18 protein-coding genes are annotated in these 14,635 nt (G+C 63.6%); 9 read left to right on the top strand and 9 right to left on the bottom strand.

Annotated elements, in window-relative coordinates; all coding sequences use genetic code 11:
- Window positions 1–113 precede the first annotated feature (113 nt).
- The 4 genes from ftsY (at window position 114) to rpoH (ending at window position 4,208) form a co-directional block, all read left to right on the top strand.
- On the top strand, window positions 114–1,538 hold the full coding sequence (gene ftsY / locus ACMGT0_RS29880) for a signal recognition particle-docking protein FtsY (RefSeq protein ID WP_416770863.1): 1,425 nt from the start codon (window positions 114–116) through the stop codon (window positions 1,536–1,538).
- A complete protein-coding gene (gene ftsE, locus ACMGT0_RS29875; protein WP_054058053.1) occupies window positions 1,535–2,206 on the top strand; it encodes a cell division ATP-binding protein FtsE in 672 nt (223 codons plus the stop codon). The genes ftsY and ftsE overlap by 4 nt, the downstream gene beginning before the upstream one ends.
- Window positions 2,203–3,225 (top strand): permease-like cell division protein FtsX, encoded by a 1,023-nt coding sequence (gene ftsX, locus ACMGT0_RS29870; RefSeq protein WP_054058054.1) that lies wholly within the window; start codon window positions 2,203–2,205, stop codon window positions 3,223–3,225. Before ftsE ends, ftsX begins: the two co-directional genes overlap by 4 nt.
- A 128-nt stretch (window positions 3,226–3,353) precedes the next feature.
- Entirely contained in the window at window positions 3,354–4,208 is an 855-nt protein-coding gene (gene rpoH / locus ACMGT0_RS29865) for an RNA polymerase sigma factor RpoH (protein ID WP_010444950.1), read from the top strand.
- Between the two features lie 86 nt (window positions 4,209–4,294).
- Here the strand turns inward: rpoH and mtgA are convergent, their stop codons facing one another.
- Window positions 4,295–5,017 carry a monofunctional biosynthetic peptidoglycan transglycosylase gene (mtgA, locus tag ACMGT0_RS29860; RefSeq protein WP_054058055.1) on the bottom strand — a complete coding sequence of 241 codons (723 nt, stop codon included), beginning with the start codon at window positions 5,015–5,017 and terminating at the stop codon, window positions 4,295–4,297.
- A 70-nt stretch (window positions 5,018–5,087) separates the two neighbouring features.
- Between mtgA and ACMGT0_RS29855 the strand changes: the two genes are divergently transcribed.
- The 5 genes from ACMGT0_RS29855 to ACMGT0_RS29835 all read left to right on the top strand — a co-directional run bounded on the left by ACMGT0_RS29855 (window position 5,088) and on the right by ACMGT0_RS29835 (window position 8,560).
- On the top strand, window positions 5,088–5,459 hold the full coding sequence (locus tag ACMGT0_RS29855) for a DUF423 domain-containing protein (protein WP_416770859.1): 372 nt from the start codon (window positions 5,088–5,090) through the stop codon (window positions 5,457–5,459).
- A 90-nt stretch (window positions 5,460–5,549) separates the two neighbouring features.
- Entirely contained in the window at window positions 5,550–5,750 is a 201-nt protein-coding gene (thiS, locus tag ACMGT0_RS29850) for a sulfur carrier protein ThiS (RefSeq protein WP_054058057.1), read from the top strand.
- Between the two features lie 59 nt (window positions 5,751–5,809).
- Window positions 5,810–6,604: a thiazole synthase gene (locus ACMGT0_RS29845; protein WP_017903470.1), complete on the top strand. Its 795-nt coding sequence runs from the start codon at window positions 5,810–5,812 to the stop codon at window positions 6,602–6,604.
- A gap of 9 nt (window positions 6,605–6,613) precedes the next feature.
- Window positions 6,614–7,339 (top strand): tRNA (guanosine(46)-N7)-methyltransferase TrmB, encoded by a 726-nt coding sequence (gene trmB, locus ACMGT0_RS29840; RefSeq protein WP_054058058.1) that lies wholly within the window; start codon window positions 6,614–6,616, stop codon window positions 7,337–7,339.
- A 201-nt stretch (window positions 7,340–7,540) separates the two neighbouring features.
- Entirely contained in the window at window positions 7,541–8,560 is a 1,020-nt protein-coding gene (locus ACMGT0_RS29835; protein WP_054058059.1) for a terpene synthase family protein, read from the top strand.
- 46 nt (window positions 8,561–8,606) lie between these two features.
- Here ACMGT0_RS29835 and ACMGT0_RS29830 read toward each other — a convergent pair whose 3' ends face one another.
- The 8 genes from ACMGT0_RS29830 to proC all read right to left on the bottom strand — a co-directional run bounded on the left by ACMGT0_RS29830 (window position 8,607) and on the right by proC (window position 14,624).
- On the bottom strand, window positions 8,607–8,930 hold the full coding sequence (locus ACMGT0_RS29830) for a DUF3392 domain-containing protein (protein WP_010444939.1): 324 nt from the start codon (window positions 8,928–8,930) through the stop codon (window positions 8,607–8,609).
- Window positions 8,931–8,939: 9 nt separating this feature from the next.
- Window positions 8,940–10,142, bottom strand: a complete 1,203-nt coding sequence (hemW, locus tag ACMGT0_RS29825; protein WP_416770857.1) for a radical SAM family heme chaperone HemW — start codon at window positions 10,140–10,142, stop codon at window positions 8,940–8,942.
- Window positions 10,139–10,735, bottom strand: a complete 597-nt coding sequence (rdgB, locus tag ACMGT0_RS29820; protein WP_054058061.1) for an RdgB/HAM1 family non-canonical purine NTP pyrophosphatase — start codon at window positions 10,733–10,735, stop codon at window positions 10,139–10,141. The genes hemW and rdgB overlap by 4 nt, the downstream gene beginning before the upstream one ends.
- A complete protein-coding gene (locus ACMGT0_RS29815; protein ID WP_054058062.1) occupies window positions 10,732–11,166 on the bottom strand; it encodes a DUF4426 domain-containing protein in 435 nt (144 codons plus the stop codon). The genes rdgB and ACMGT0_RS29815 overlap by 4 nt, the downstream gene beginning before the upstream one ends.
- Before the next feature lie 26 nt (window positions 11,167–11,192).
- Complete coding sequence (gene metW, locus ACMGT0_RS29810; RefSeq protein WP_054058063.1) at window positions 11,193–11,813, bottom strand: methionine biosynthesis protein MetW; 621 nt, start codon at window positions 11,811–11,813, stop codon at window positions 11,193–11,195.
- A 7-nt stretch (window positions 11,814–11,820) separates the two neighbouring features.
- Complete coding sequence (metX, locus tag ACMGT0_RS29805) at window positions 11,821–12,960, bottom strand: homoserine O-succinyltransferase MetX (RefSeq protein WP_416770855.1); 1,140 nt, start codon at window positions 12,958–12,960, stop codon at window positions 11,821–11,823.
- Window positions 12,961–13,197: 237 nt separating this feature from the next.
- Window positions 13,198–13,788 carry a YggT family protein gene (locus ACMGT0_RS29800; RefSeq protein WP_054058065.1) on the bottom strand — a complete coding sequence of 197 codons (591 nt, stop codon included), beginning with the start codon at window positions 13,786–13,788 and terminating at the stop codon, window positions 13,198–13,200.
- A 17-nt stretch (window positions 13,789–13,805) separates the two neighbouring features.
- Complete coding sequence (gene proC, locus ACMGT0_RS29795) at window positions 13,806–14,624, bottom strand: pyrroline-5-carboxylate reductase (RefSeq protein WP_273825215.1); 819 nt, start codon at window positions 14,622–14,624, stop codon at window positions 13,806–13,808.
- Window positions 14,625–14,635: the final 11 nt, after the last annotated feature.

Raw genomic sequence — 14,635 nt, 5'->3', positions numbered from 1 at the left:
TCTCGACAAAATGTTGCGCGTGAACAAGCGGGTTAAATCGCAGTCTGTTCTGCATCGAATATTATTTGCCGGCGTGCCCATGGCGCGTCGCTACCTTGAGATAGCCGTCCTCCATGTTTGGTTCCAACGACGACAAGAAGACTCCAGCTGCGGCTGGCGAGAAAAAAGGCCTGTTCGGATGGCTGCGCAAAAAGCCGCAGGAAACCGTCGTCGAACAGCCGCAGGTTCAGCCCGAAGTCGTGCCGACGCCCGTCGTCGAGCCGGCCCCGGTGGCTGTCGAGGCACCCGTGAGCGCCGAGCCGGTGCGTGAGCAGCCGGTTGCCGAGGCACCCACGCCACCATCGACGCCCTGGCCGCCGCTGCCCGTGGCTGAAGAACCGGTGGCGCTGGTCGAGGATGTCCAGGCCGAACCGGTCGTCCCGCCGATTCCGCCGGTGGCTGAACCTGTCGCGCCCGCGCCTCGGATCGCCGAGGCTGCACCTGCACCTGCACCGGTCGTAGTCGAGGCGCCCGCGCCGGTCGCTCCCGTTGTGCAGGAGCCCGCTCCGGCCGCTGTTGTCGAGCCGGCTGTGGCGGAGCCCGCCAAGCCGGCAGCTCCAGAGGCCAAGACCGGCTTCTTCGCCCGCCTCAAGCAGGGCCTGTCCAAGACCAGCGCCAGCATCGGCGAAGGCATGGCCAGCCTGTTCCTCGGCAAGAAGGCCATCGACGATGACCTGCTCGAAGAGTTGGAAACCCGCCTGCTGACCGCCGACGTTGGCGTCGAGGCCACCGGCGTGATCATCCGCAGCCTGACCCAGAAGGTCGCGCGCAAGCAGTTGACCGACAGCGACGCGCTGTACAAATCCCTGCAGGAAGAGCTGGCGGCGATGCTCAAGCCGGTCGAGCAGCCGCTGCGGATCGACTCGCAGCACAAGCCGTACGTCATCCTGGTGGTTGGCGTCAACGGTGCCGGCAAGACCACCACCATCGGCAAGCTGGCCAAGAAGCTGCAGCTCGAAGGCAAGAAGGTCATGCTGGCCGCCGGCGATACCTTCCGGGCCGCGGCGGTGGAGCAGTTGCAGGTCTGGGGCGAGCGCAACCATATCCCGGTGATTGCCCAGCACACCGGTGCCGACTCGGCTTCGGTGATCTTCGACGCGGTGCAGGCGGCCAAGGCCCGTGGCATCGACGTGCTGATCGCCGATACCGCCGGTCGCCTGCACACCAAGGACAACCTGATGGAAGAGCTGAAGAAGGTCCGTCGGGTGATCGGCAAGCTCGATGAGCAGGCGCCGCACGAGGTGTTGCTGGTGCTGGATGCCGGCACCGGGCAGAACGCGATCAATCAGGCCAAGCAATTCAACCAGACGGTCCAACTGACCGGTCTGGCGCTGACCAAGCTCGATGGCACCGCCAAGGGTGGGGTGATCTTCGCCCTGGCCAAGCAGTTCGGCGTGCCGATCCGTTATATCGGGGTGGGCGAAGGCATCGACGATCTGCGCACCTTCGAGGCCGAACCCTTTGTCCAGGCACTTTTTGCCGAGCGGGAGCGTTCATGATTCGTTTCGAACAGGTCGGTAAGCGCTATCCGAACGGACACGTCGGCTTGCATGAGCTGAGCTTTCGCGTCCGTCGTGGCGAGTTCCTGTTTGTCACCGGCCACTCCGGTGCCGGTAAAAGCACCCTGTTGCGCCTGTTGCTGGCGATGGAGCGGCCGACCTCCGGCAAGCTGCTGCTGGCCGGCCAGGACCTGGGGCAGATCAGCAACGCGCAGATTCCGTTCCTGCGCCGGCAGATCGGCGTGGTGTTCCAGAACCACCAGTTGCTGTTCGATCGTACGGTGTTCAACAACGTCGCCCTGCCGCTGCAGATTCTCGGCCTGTCCAAGGTCGAGATCGCCAAGCGCGTGGACTCCGCGCTGGAGCGTGTGGCCCTGTCGGACAAGGCCGAGCTGTACCCCGGCGACCTGTCCACCGGTCAGCAGCAGCGTGTCGGTATCGCCCGGGCCATCGTTCACCGCCCGGCGTTGCTGCTGGCGGACGAACCGACCGGTAACCTCGACCCGCGCCTGGCGGCGGAGATCATGGGGGTGTTCGAGGACATCAACCGCCTCGGCACCAGCGTCCTGATCGCCAGCCACGACCTGGCCCTGATCGCCCGCATGCGCCATCGCATGCTGACCTTGCAACGCGGCCGATTGATCGGCGATGGGGAGGCTGGCGCATGAGTGCGACCCGTAGTCCGAAAGTGGCTGAGCGCGTGGCTCCAAAGGCCTCCGAAGCACCACCACCGAAGAAAAGGCGCGACGAGGACGATGGTCCGGACTTCGGCACCCTGCTGCGCGCCTGGATCGAAAGCCACCGGGCCAGCCTGGCGGACAGTCTGCGCCGGTTGGGCAAGCATCCGATCGGCAGTTTCTTCACCTGCATGGTGATGGCGGTGGCGCTGAGCCTGCCGATGGGCCTGTCGCTGCTGCTGAACAACATCGAGCGCCTGGGCGGCTCCTGGCAGCGGGCGGCGCAGATCTCGCTGTACCTGCAACTGGACGCCAGCCCGAGCGAAGGCGAGAGCCTGAGCGAGCAGGTCAAGGCCATGCCGGGCGTGGCCGATGCCGAATTCATCAGCAAGGAAAAGGCCCTGGACGAGTTCCAGCAGCAGTCCGGGCTGGGCGAGGCGCTCAAGGAACTGCCGCAGAACCCGCTGCCGGGCGTGGTGCTGGTGACGCCGAACGAAGTCGACAAGCCGACCCTGGAAGCCTTGCGTCAGCGCCTGGCCGAGCTGCCCAAGGTGCAGCAGGCACAGCTGGACCTGGTCTGGGTCGAGCGCCTGGCGGCGATCCTCAAGCTCGGCGACCGGTTCGTCTTCGGCCTGACGGTGCTGCTGGTTTCCGCATTACTTTTGGTGATAGGCAATACCATTCGTCTTCATATTGAAAACCGCCGCACCGAGATAGAAGTGATTAAACTGGTGGGCGGCACCGATAGCTACGTGCGTAGGCCGTTTCTGTACATGGGCGCGCTTTATGGCTTTGGCGCCGGGATTCTGTCCTGGGGCGTGCTGGCGTTCGGCCTGAACTGGCTCAACGAGGCGGTGGTCGGGCTCGCGGGGCTCTACGGCAGCGATTTCGCCCTAGCCGGTGTCCCGGTTGCCGATGGTCTGTCGCTCTTGCTTGGCGCGGTGCTGTTGGGGTATATCGGTGCGTGGATTGCGGTGGCGCGGCACCTGCGGGAGCTGGCACCGAAGTAATTAATGTCAAATTAATGTGTTTTTGTTGGTATTGACCGTAGTGGCGATTAAAGGAACTTGTTCAGCGGTTCCCGGTCAATTTTCGCAGTGCTTCACTGCACGAGTCTGTGAGTCGGAGGTTTTTTCGTATGACCACTTCTTTGCAACCTGCCTATGCGCTGGTCCCGGGTGCGAACCTGGAGGCCTACGTCAATACGGTGAACAGCATTCCGCTGTTGTCGCCGGAGCAGGAGCGTGAACTGGCCGAGAGTCTCTACTATCAGCAGGATCTTGAGGCCGCTCGGCAAATGGTGCTGGCCCACCTGCGTTTTGTCGTCCATATCGCCCGTAGCTATTCCGGCTACGGCCTGGCCCAGGCTGACCTGATCCAGGAAGGCAACGTCGGCCTGATGAAGGCCGTGAAGCGTTTCAACCCGGAAATGGGTGTGCGCCTGGTGTCGTTCGCCGTGCACTGGATCAAGGCGGAAATTCACGAGTTCATCCTGCGCAACTGGCGGATCGTCAAGGTCGCGACCACCAAGGCCCAGCGCAAGCTGTTCTTCAACCTGCGCAGCCAGAAGAAGCGTCTGGCCTGGCTGAACAACGAGGAAGTCCACCGTGTGGCGGAAAGCCTTGGCGTCGAGCCACGTGAAGTGCGCGAGATGGAAAGCCGGCTGACCGGCCAGGACATGGCGTTCGACCCGGCGGCGGAAGCCGACGACGACAGCGCGTTCCAGTCTCCGGCCAACTACCTGGAAGACCATCGCTACGACCCGGCGCGCCAGCTGGAGGATGCCGACTGGAGTGAAAACTCCAACAGCAACCTGCACGAGGCCCTGGAAGTGCTGGACGAGCGCAGCCGTGACATCCTCTACCAGCGCTGGCTGGCGGAAGAGAAGGCCACGCTGCACGACCTGGCGCAGAAGTACAACGTTTCGGCCGAGCGTATCCGCCAGCTGGAAAAGAGTGCGATGAACAAGCTGAAGCTGTCGATTGCCGCCTAAGCGTTCGCTGCAATGAAAAACGCCCCGAGTTGATCGGGGCGTTTTCGTTTGGGCCAGAGGCCTGACCCGCTACCCCGGTAACCAGGCTACAGCGCCCAGGGCGACCGGCGCGAATCGTTCAGCCCCGCCAGATACCCGGTTCCACCCAACTGACTCATCTGCTGGCGAATCCACCCCGCCCGCCGCGCCACATAGGTGCTCGGGTGGCTGGCACTCCATTCCCGCGGGTTGGGCAGCACCGCTGCCAGCAGACTTGCCTGCTGACGCGACAAGGCCGCCGCGCTGACCCCGAAATGATGTCGCGCCGCCGCTTCCGCGCCGAACACGCCTTCATCCCACTCGACGCTGTTCAGGTACACCTCGAGAATCCGCTGCTTGGGCCACAGCGTCTCGATCAGCACGGTGAACCAGGCCTCCAGCCCCTTGCGCAGATAACTGCGGCCGGACCAGAGAAACAGGTTCTTCGATACCTGTTGGCTGAGGGTGCTGGCACCGCGGATCGAGCCGCCGCGCTCGTTGTGCAGGAAGGCCGCCTGGATCGCGTCGAAGTCGAAACCCCAGTGTTCGGGAAACTTCTGGTCCTCGCCGGCCATGACCGCTACCTTGAGTTCGTCGCTGATCTGGTCCCAGGGCTTCCAGGTCCGTTGCAGGTCGATCGGCTGGCCGTCGGTCCACGACTCGATCTTGCGCTCGACCATCAGTGCCGTGCCCGGTGGCGGTACCCAACGGAACAACAGCACCAGCAGCACGCTGGCGATGGCGAACCACTTCAGGGCGGTGAGAAGGCGGCGGAACAAAGGCTGCAACATAGAGATGGCTTGGCCGGGGCGTAGGAGCGGGCCATTATACAGACCCTGTGTCCCCTGAATGGAGTGCGTCATGTTGCGTGTGTTCCTGCTGCTCGCCGCGTTTTTCGGTTTCACCGGTGTCGGCCTTGGCGCCTTCGCCGCCCATGGCCTGAAAAACCGCCTGAGCGCCGACTACCTGGCGATCTTCCATACCGGCGTCACCTATCAGTTGGTCCATGCCCTGGCGCTGTTCGGCGTGGCGCTGCTGGCCGCCCATGTTCCGGGCCGCCTGGTGACCTGGGCCGGTTCGGCGTTCGCCGTCGGCATCCTGCTGTTCTCCGGCAGCCTGTACCTGCTGACCCTCAGCGGCGTCAGCAAACTGGGCGTCATCACCCCGTTCGGCGGCCTGGCCTTTCTCGCCGGCTGGTTCTGCCTGGGGCTGGCCGCCTGGCGCCTGAGCTGACCGCGCAGTCCGCTTCAAGACGAATGGCTTGGGTCGTCCGGACTGATCGGGCTAGAATGTTGGCCCCTAAAAATGATGGCAGCCCGGCGCATGCGCATTCAATTGAACGGCGAATCCTATGAACTGCCCGACGGCGAAACCGTCGCGGCGTTGCTGGCCCGGCTTGACCTGGTCGGGCGGCGGGTGGCGGTGGAGCTGAACCTGGATATCGTCCCGCGCAGTCAGCACGCCGAAACCGCCCTGCGTGAAGGCGATCAGGTCGAAGTGGTACACGCCATCGGCGGCGGCTAGTCCGGTCCCGCGCCCTGATCCACCCCAGCAAGCCCTGAACCTTTCAAGAGGATGTGTGCATGAGCACTGTTCGCAGCGACAAGCCTTTCGTGCTGGCCGGCCGTACCTACCAGTCCCGTCTGCTGGTCGGCACCGGCAAATACCGCGACATGGAAGAAACCCGCCTGGCCATCGAGGCCTCGGGGGCCGAGATCGTCACCGTCGCGGTGCGTCGCACCAACCTGGGCCAGAACCCGGGTGAGCCGAACCTGCTGGACGTGCTGCCGCCGGATCGCTACACCATCCTGCCGAACACCGCCGGTTGCTATGACGCGATCGAGGCCGTGCGCACCTGCCGTCTGGCCCGCGAGCTGCTCGACGGGCACAACCTGGTCAAGCTGGAAGTGTTGGCCGACCAGAAGACCCTGTTCCCCAATGTGATCGAAACCCTCAAGGCCGCCGAAGTGCTGGTCAAGGAAGGTTTCGACGTGATGGTCTACACCAGCGACGACCCGATCATCGCCCGCCAGCTGGCGGAAATCGGCTGCATCGCGGTCATGCCGCTGGCCGGCCTGATCGGCACCGGCCTGGGTATCTGCAACCCGTACAACCTGCAGATCATCCTCGAGGAGGCGAAGATCCCGGTGCTGGTGGATGCCGGCGTGGGTACCGCGTCCGACGCCACCATCGCCATGGAACTGGGCTGCGAGGCCGTGCTGATGAACTCGGCCATCGCCCATGCCCAGCAACCGATCCTGATGGCCGAGGCGATGAAGCATGCCATCGTCGCCGGTCGCCTGGCCTACCTCGCCGGGCGCATGCCGAAAAAACTCTATGCCAGCGCGTCCTCGCCGCTGGATGGTCTGATCAAGTAAGAGCCTTTGATGACTGAATCGAACGAAACGCCAATCCACACGGAAGCAGGCGAAGAGCGCCAACACCGCCGCATCAAGAGTTTCGTGATGCGTGCCGGGCGCATGACCGAAGGCCAGCAGAAGGGCCTGGAGCAGGGTGGGCCGCTGTTCATCCTGCCGTTGGCCGACGCGCCGGTGGATTTCGACCAGGTGTTCGGCCGCAGTGCGCCGCGCTCGCTGGAAATCGGCTTCGGCATGGGCCATTCCCTGCTGGAGATGGCGGCTGCGGCGCCGGAGCAGGATTTCATCGGTGTCGAAGTGCACCGTCCGGGTGTCGGTGCGCTGCTCAACGGCGTGCTGACCCAGGGCCTGAAGAATATCCGCGTCTATGATTGCGACGCGATCGAAGTGCTGAGCCGTTGCGTGGCGGACAACAGCCTGGACCGGCTGATGCTGTTCTTCCCCGATCCGTGGCACAAGAGCCGGCACCACAAGCGCCGTATCGTCCAGGCGTCCTTCGCCGAACTGGTGCGCAGCAAGCTGAAGGTCGGCGGTGTCCTGCACATGGCTACCGACTGGGAACCGTATGCCGAGTACATGCTGGAAGTGATGAATGTCGCGCCGGGTTATCGCAACCTGGCCGAAGACGGCAAATGCGTACCGCGCCCGGCCGAGCGGCCGATCACCAAGTTCGAGCGACGCGGTGAGCGCCTGGGGCATGGTGTGTGGGACCTGAAGTTCGAAAAGCTGGCGTAGGGTCTCCCCATCCGATGATCGCCCCACGCTGGCGTGGGGACGATTAAAAGTCGCCATTTTCAAATTTGCGGACTAGCCTACTACGCAATGGCGCAAATTGCCTGTTTGCGCCTCTGGTCCATAACCTTCCGATACAACCTGCCTTGCAGTCGACAGCCGGTTATTAGTCAGTGGCATTTCCTTGTTTGAAAGGAGCGTCCAATGAGCCTGACAACCGAGTTTTTCCTGCCCCAGCTACCCCGGCTGTTGCCCTATGCCTATCATCCGAACGCGACCCGGATTGAGTTCGCCTCCAATGGTTGGGTCCGGCGAATGCTGGGCGATTGCTTTATCAGCGAGAGTGAATTATTGCGTTTTTTGCGCGAGCGCAATGGCTTGTATGGCTCGCTGACCGTGCCGAGGGCCAGCGAGCAGCGGACCCAGGATGTCGCCGACTGGTATCAGTATGTGACGCTCATCGATACCGTCATGGCGCAAATCAATAATCCGCATGAGTTGTTCTCGACGATCGTGAACGGTTTCAATGCCGATGAGATTGATGATCCACGATCTTACATCAAGGCAGCCAATGAACTATGGCGGCGTATCAGTCCAGGATTGAGCAAGGCACAACTCGCCAGGTTTCTGGCAAGCCTTGAGGTGTTTCTGAAGGGTTGTACGTCGGAGATGGATGTCCAGCAGGGCCAGAGCATGGACGTCTTCGATTACGAGGCTTGCATGGCCTTGCGAAGAGATAGCTTTGGTTGTGATTTCATCGAGTTGTTGGCCGAGTATGGCGCAGAAGTCGACATGAGCGACTGTCTGGAGCAGATGGTCGAAGTGCACCTGCACTGCCGCCGGCAGATGATCCTGGTCAACGATCTGTTGTCCTGGCGCAAAGAGCGGTTACATGACGAAAAGATCAACCTTGTCCGGATTCTCATTGAACTGGAGGGATATGATTTGCAGGGCGCGGTAAATCGTCTGGTGGCCTTGGTCGAATATCATGAGAGAGCCTATATCGCGGCCAGGGATGAGCTGCTTTCCGGGCTGTTGGGAAAGCGCGACGATGTGCGTAAGTATCTGCTTTTCCTCGACCACCTGATGGGCGGGACTCAGGAGTTCGAATACCTGACTCCGCGCTACTTTGGAGACGGCTCGGTGTGGGATGGGAGTACGTTCGGCTGGGTTGATCTTGAGGCGGCGGTCACCCGCTTCCGCGAGCAGCCGAGTGCCTGCTGAGCAGGTCCCGAACTCTGCGGCGGACGCCGCCCCGGGCAGACCAGGCTCAACGCCGGTCCGCTACCACCCCGATCAGGATCAACACCACCAGCAGCACCGGCGCCAGGCTGTAGTTGTTGAACTGACTCAGCCCCCGTACCACCCAGGGCGTGGCGTAGATCAGCGCCAGGCCGCTGCCGATCATGCACAACAGGGCCATCAGCGGTACGCGCAGCGCGCCGGCAATACTGCCCAGGCGCTGGTCGACCCAGGCCTTGAGATCTGCCCCGAACAACACCAGCAGGCAGCCCACCAGCGCCAGGGAAATTTCCGAGAGGTTGCTGCGGCTCCAGCGCGATACCGTGGCAAGCAGGCCGAGTATCAGGTCCATGGGGTTTCCTTAGGTCAAAAAGTGTTGCAGCAGGTCATTGAGAAACAGCTGTCCGCGCGCGGTCGCCACCAGACGTGTCGGTTCGACCTGCAACAGGCCGCTTTGTTCGGCCTCGGCCCGCCCTTCGTTCAAGCTGTCGAGAGCAAGCCCGGTGCGTTGCGCGAACAAGGCCGCGTCGACACCCTCGGTCAGCCGCAGGGCGTTCATCAGGAACTCGAACGGTAGCTCGTCGTTCTCCAGTGCCTTCTCCCCGGCCTGGAAGTTCTTGGCAGGGTTCAGGTAATCCTTCGGCAGGCGGGTCTTCCAGGTGCGTACGATACGCCCGTCCGGATGGCTGAGCTTGCCGTGGGCACCGGCACCGATGCCGATGAAGTCGCCGAAGCTCCAGTAGTTCAGGTTGTGCCGCGCGGCCCGGCCGGGCTGGGCGTAGGCCGACACCTCGTACTGGGCGTAGCCGTGCTCGGCCAGCAGGGCCTGGCCGGCTTCCTGGATGTCCCACAGGGTGTCGTCTTCCGGCAGCGTCGGCGGCTGATTCCAGAACACCGTGTTCGGTTCCAGGGTCAGTTGGTACCAGGACAGGTGCGTCGGTTTCAGCGCGATGGCCTGGCGCAGGTCGCCCAAGGCGTCCTCCAGGGACTGGTCGGGCAGGCCGTGCATCAGGTCCAGGTTGAAGTTGTCGAAGCCGGCCTGGCGTGCCATGTCCGCCGCCCGCACGGCTTCACCGCCGGTGTGGATGCGGCCCAAGGCCTTGAGCTTGTCTTCCTGGAAGCTCTGGATGCCGATCGACAGGCGATTGATGCCCAACTGCCGGTAGGCGGTGAACTTATCCTGCTCGAAGGTGCCGGGGTTGGCCTCCAGCGTGATCTCGATGTCGCTGGCGAACGGGATGCGCGCCTCGACGCCCCTGAGCAACCGCCCCAACGCCTGGGGGCTGAACAGACTGGGCGTGCCGCCGCCGAAGAAGATCGAACTCAGCTCGCGGCCATAGGCGGCCGGCAGGTCCTGTTCGAGGTCGGCCAGCAACGCGTCGACATACTCTTCTTCCGGCAGCACGGGGCTGGCGGCATGGGAGTTGAAGTCGCAGTAGGGGCACTTGCGCACGCACCAGGGGATATGGATGTACAGCGCCAGGGGCGGCAACTGCGGCAAGGCCGCCCGAGGAGGTTGCGCACCGCCGTGGATCAGCGGCAGCGCGGGAGCGGTCCGGGTCATTGCAGGCCCAGGCGTTGCCGCAGCAGGACCATGGCGCGGGCGCGATGGCTGAGCTGGTTCTTTTCCACGGGGCTCAGTTCGGCGCTGGAGCAGTCGCGCTCCGGTACCCAGAACAGCGGGTCGTAGCCGAAACCGTGTTCGCCGCTGGCGGCGGTGAGGATGCGACCATGCCAGAGGCCTTCGCAAAGGATCGGCAGCGGGTCGTCGGCATGCCGGACCAGCGCCAGTACGCAGACGAACTGCGCTCCGCGCTCCGCCTCGGGAACATCCTTGAGCGCTTCGAGCAGCTTGGCGTTGTTCGCCGCATCGCCCTTGCCGTCGGCATAGCGGGCCGAATAGATGCCCGGCGCGCCGCCGAGGAAGTCCACCGCCAGGCCCGAGTCGTCGGCCAGCGCCGGCAGGCCGGAGATGCGTGCGGCGTTGCGGGCCTTGAGGATGGCGTTCTCGACGAACGACAGGCCGGTTTCCTCCGGCTCGACGCTGCTGAACTCGCCGATCGAGCGCAGGTGCACCGACTCGCCGAGCATCGCCTGCAGTTCCTTGAGTTTGCCAGCGTTATGGCTGGCCAGTACCAACTGGGTGAAATTCATCATTCGCCTGGGAAAAGCTCTTGGTTGAAGCTGAAGGTATTGGTTTGCCCGCCGCTGGTGACCGCGATCTCGAAAGTACGGTTTTCCTGCTGGGGTACCGGAAACTGGGCGATATAGTAGATCGCGCCCTGCTCGGTGATCTGCTTGAAGGTCAGTGGCAGGCTCTTGTTGGTCAGATCCTTGACGGCACCGCTGACCTGGGCCACCACCGGCTTGCCGGCCTTGAGCACCGCGACGTTGATCACGCCCTGGTTCTTGCTGCGCACCAGTTCGGTCGCCTTGGCGATGTCCGGTTGCAGGTAGGTGGAATTGAACGTGTTGTAGTGCACGGTGATGTCACCGAACACTTCCTGGCGCTCGCCCTTGATGGCGTCGGCGGCCATCGCCGACACCCCCAGGCAGGCACTCAACAGGAAAACCGCCAGACGTCCCATGATCATCCTCCTCGCACTCAGGTGATTTATACCGCGATCCGATGTTCCTGCAGGCCGGGGCTGCTGACGCGGTAGATGCCGATCTCTCCCAACAGATTAGGCCATAGCTTACTGGCCCACCCGTGGCGGTGCTGTTGATCCACGGCAAGCCGATCAATGACCTTGGCCTGGCGCTCGCGGCACAGTTCCTCGAAGTCCTCGAAGGTGCAGAAGTGGATGTTGGGGGTGTTGTACCAGGTGTACGGCAGGAATTCCGAGACCGGCATGCGGCCCTTGCTCGCCAGGTACCAGCGGCAGCGCCAGTGACCGAAGTTGGGGAAGGTGATGATGCACTGGCGGCCGACCCGGAGCATTTCGTCGAGGATCTTGTCCGGGTAGTGCACGGCCTGCAGGGCCTGGGTCATGACCACGATATCGAAGCTGTTGCTGGCGAAATTGCCCAGGCCCTTGTCCAGGTCCTGCTCGATGACGTTGATACCCTTGGCCACGCAGGCGGCGATGTTGTCGGCGTCGTTTTCCAGGCCGTAGCCGGTGACCTGCTTGTTGTCGCGCAGCCAGCTCAGCAGCTCACCGTCGCCGCAACCGAGGTCGAGCACGCGGCTGCCGGCGGGGATCCAGTCTTGGATGATTTCCAGGTCGGCTCTCATGGCGTCCTCACAGCGTAATCCGGTTCATGTAATGGCCGAACGCCTGCAAGTAACGCGGGATCGGGATCAGGAAGGCGTCGTGGCCTTGGGGGGCGTCGATCTCCAGGTAGCAGACGTCCTTGCGCGCGGCCATCAGCGCATCCACCACTTCCCGCGAGCGGGCCGGGGAGAAGCGCCAGTCGGTGGTGAAGGACATCACGCAGAAGCTGGCCTTGGCACCGGCGAAGGTCTTCGCCAGGTCGTTGTCGAAGTTCGCCGCCGGGTCGAAATAGTCCAGGGCCTTGGTCATCACCAGGTAGGTGTTGGCGTCGAAACGCCCGGAGAATTCCTCGCCCTGGTAGCGCAGGTAGCTTTCGACCTGGAACTCGACGCTGTGGAAATCGTAGTTGAGCTTGTCGCTCTTGAGTCCGCGGCCGAATTTCTCGCCCATGGAGTCGTCGGACAGATAGGTGATATGCCCGACCATCCGCGCCAGCATCAGCCCACGCTTGGGAATCACGTTATGTTCCTGGAACGAGCCGCCGTGGAATTCGGGGTCGGTGAGGATCGCCTGGCGCGCCACTTCGTTGAAGGCGATGTTCTGCGCCGACAGCTTGGGCGCCGAAGCGATCGCTACGCAGTGGCGCACGCGATCCGGGTAGGTGATGGTCCACTGCATGGCCTGCATGCCGCCGAGGCTGCCGCCGACCACCGCTGCCCACTGGCCGATGCCCAGGCGATCGGCGAGGCGGGCCTGGCTGTGTACCCAGTCTTCGACGGTCAGCACCGGGAAGTCGGCGCCGAAGGGCTTGCCGGTCTCCGGGTTGATGCTGCTCGGGCCGGTGGAGCCGTTGCAGCCGCCGAGGTTGTTCAGGCTGACCACGAAGAACTTGGTGGTGTCGATCGGTTTGCCGGGGCCGATGCAGCTGTCCCACCAGCCGGGCTTGCGGTCGTCGGGGCTGTGGTAGCCCGCCGCGTGATGGTGGCCGGACAGGGCGTGGCAGATCAGCACCGCGTTGCTCGCCGTGGCGTTGAGGGTGCCGTAGGTTTCGTAGATCAGATCGTAGGCCGGCAGGGAGCGACCACAGGCCAGGGCCAGGGGCTCGCTGAAGTGTGCCGTTTGCGGCACGACCAGCCCGACGGAATCGTGGGGAAAGACTGTGGACATCGACCCTGCTCACGCTTGAATGAGGCGTAAGTCTAATGAGCGGGGGGATCAGCGGCAAGCAAAGGCCCGACCGGGTGGCGATTTGCGCAAAAACAGAAGCCTGGAGTGGACTGCTCCCAGGAAGTTGGACACCCATCCAACCCTTGGGGCAGTCCAGACTGTGGGAGCGGGCTTGCCTGCGGATGGGCCCTTGAGGCCGATAGCTTCGCGGGCCAGCCCGCTCCCACAGGGGGGGCGTCAGATCAGGCGGAACAGCACTTCAGGCATGCCGCTCATCACCGCCAGCGGCGGGATCACATAGCTCTGCAGCAGCTGGATCACCAGGAATGCCAGGATCGGCGAGATATCCAGCCCGCCCAGGTTCGGCACGATCTTGCGGAACGGCGCCAGCACCGGCTCGCTGATCTGGTACACCAGCTCGGCCGCCGGGCTATGGCTGCTCGGGGCGACCCAGGAGAGGATCACGCTGATGATCATGGCGAAGAAGAACACCTTGAGGAACAGCGAGGTGACGCCGATGATCGCCCAGATCAGCAGGTAGGCGATATTGCCGGCCACGCCGTAGCTGAGCAGCAGGATCACCGCCATCAGCAGCATCTGCACGATGATCGCCAGCACCAGCGACGACATGTCCAGGCCGAACAGGCTCGGAATCACCCGGCGCATCGGCTTGAGCAGCGGCTGGGTGGCCTTGACGGTGAACTGGCAGAGCGGGTTGTAGAAGTTGGCCCGTACCAGTTGCAGGATGAAACGCAACAGAACCACCAGCAGATACAGGCTGCCCAGGGTCTGGATGACGAAGATGGCAGCGCTATTGAGTGCAAACATCAGTATTCCCCCGAAAGTTACTGACCGAGCTGCTCGGCCATTTCGGCCGAACGCTGGGCGGCGGCGGCGAGCGCCTTGTCTACCAGGGCTTCGAAGCCGCCGGCCTGGAAGGTCTTGATCGCCGCTTCGGTGGTGCCGGCCGGGGAAGTCACCCGACGGCGCAGTTCGGCGGCATCTACGTCGCTGGCGACGGCCATGTGGGCGGCGCCCAGGGCGGTCTGCTGGCTCAGTTGGGTGGCGATTTCACGTGGCAGGCCGAGTTTCTCGCCGGCGGCGGTCATGGCCTCGATGAGCAGGAAGAAGTAGGCCGGGCCGCTGCCGGATACCGCGGTGACCGCGTCCAGCTGCCGTTCTTCATCCAGCCACAGGGCCGAGCCGACGGCCGACAGCAGGGTCTGTGCCTGCTGGCGCTGTTCGTCCGACACCTGGTGGGTGGCGTACAGGCCGCTGACGCCTTTGCGCAGCAGCGACGGGGTGTTGGGCATGCAGCGCACCACCGGTTGTTCGCCGAGCCAGTTGTTCAGGCTGGCACAGGTGATGCCGGCGGCAATCGACACCACCAGCTGGTTGGGCCTGAGGCTGGGGCGCAAGGCCTCGCACACGGCCTTCATGGCCTGTGGCTTGACCGCCAGCACCACCACGTCCGCGCCCTGGACGGCCTCGGCGTTGTCGGCGAACACGTCGATGCCGTGTTCGGCCGCCACCCGCGCACGGGTCTCGGCGCCCGGATCGCTGGCGCGAATCAGGGCGGCGTCCAGGCCTTCGGCACGCAGACCGCCGATCAGGCTGGCTGCCATGTTGCCGGCGCCGATGAAGGTGATTCGATTCTTGCTCATGAAGGATCCTT

Source organism: Pseudomonas sp. RHF3.3-3 (assembly GCF_048069595.1).
GTDB lineage: Bacteria > Pseudomonadota > Gammaproteobacteria > Pseudomonadales > Pseudomonadaceae > Aquipseudomonas > Aquipseudomonas fuscovaginae_B.
This window is presented reverse-complemented; position numbering and strand designations above follow the sequence as displayed.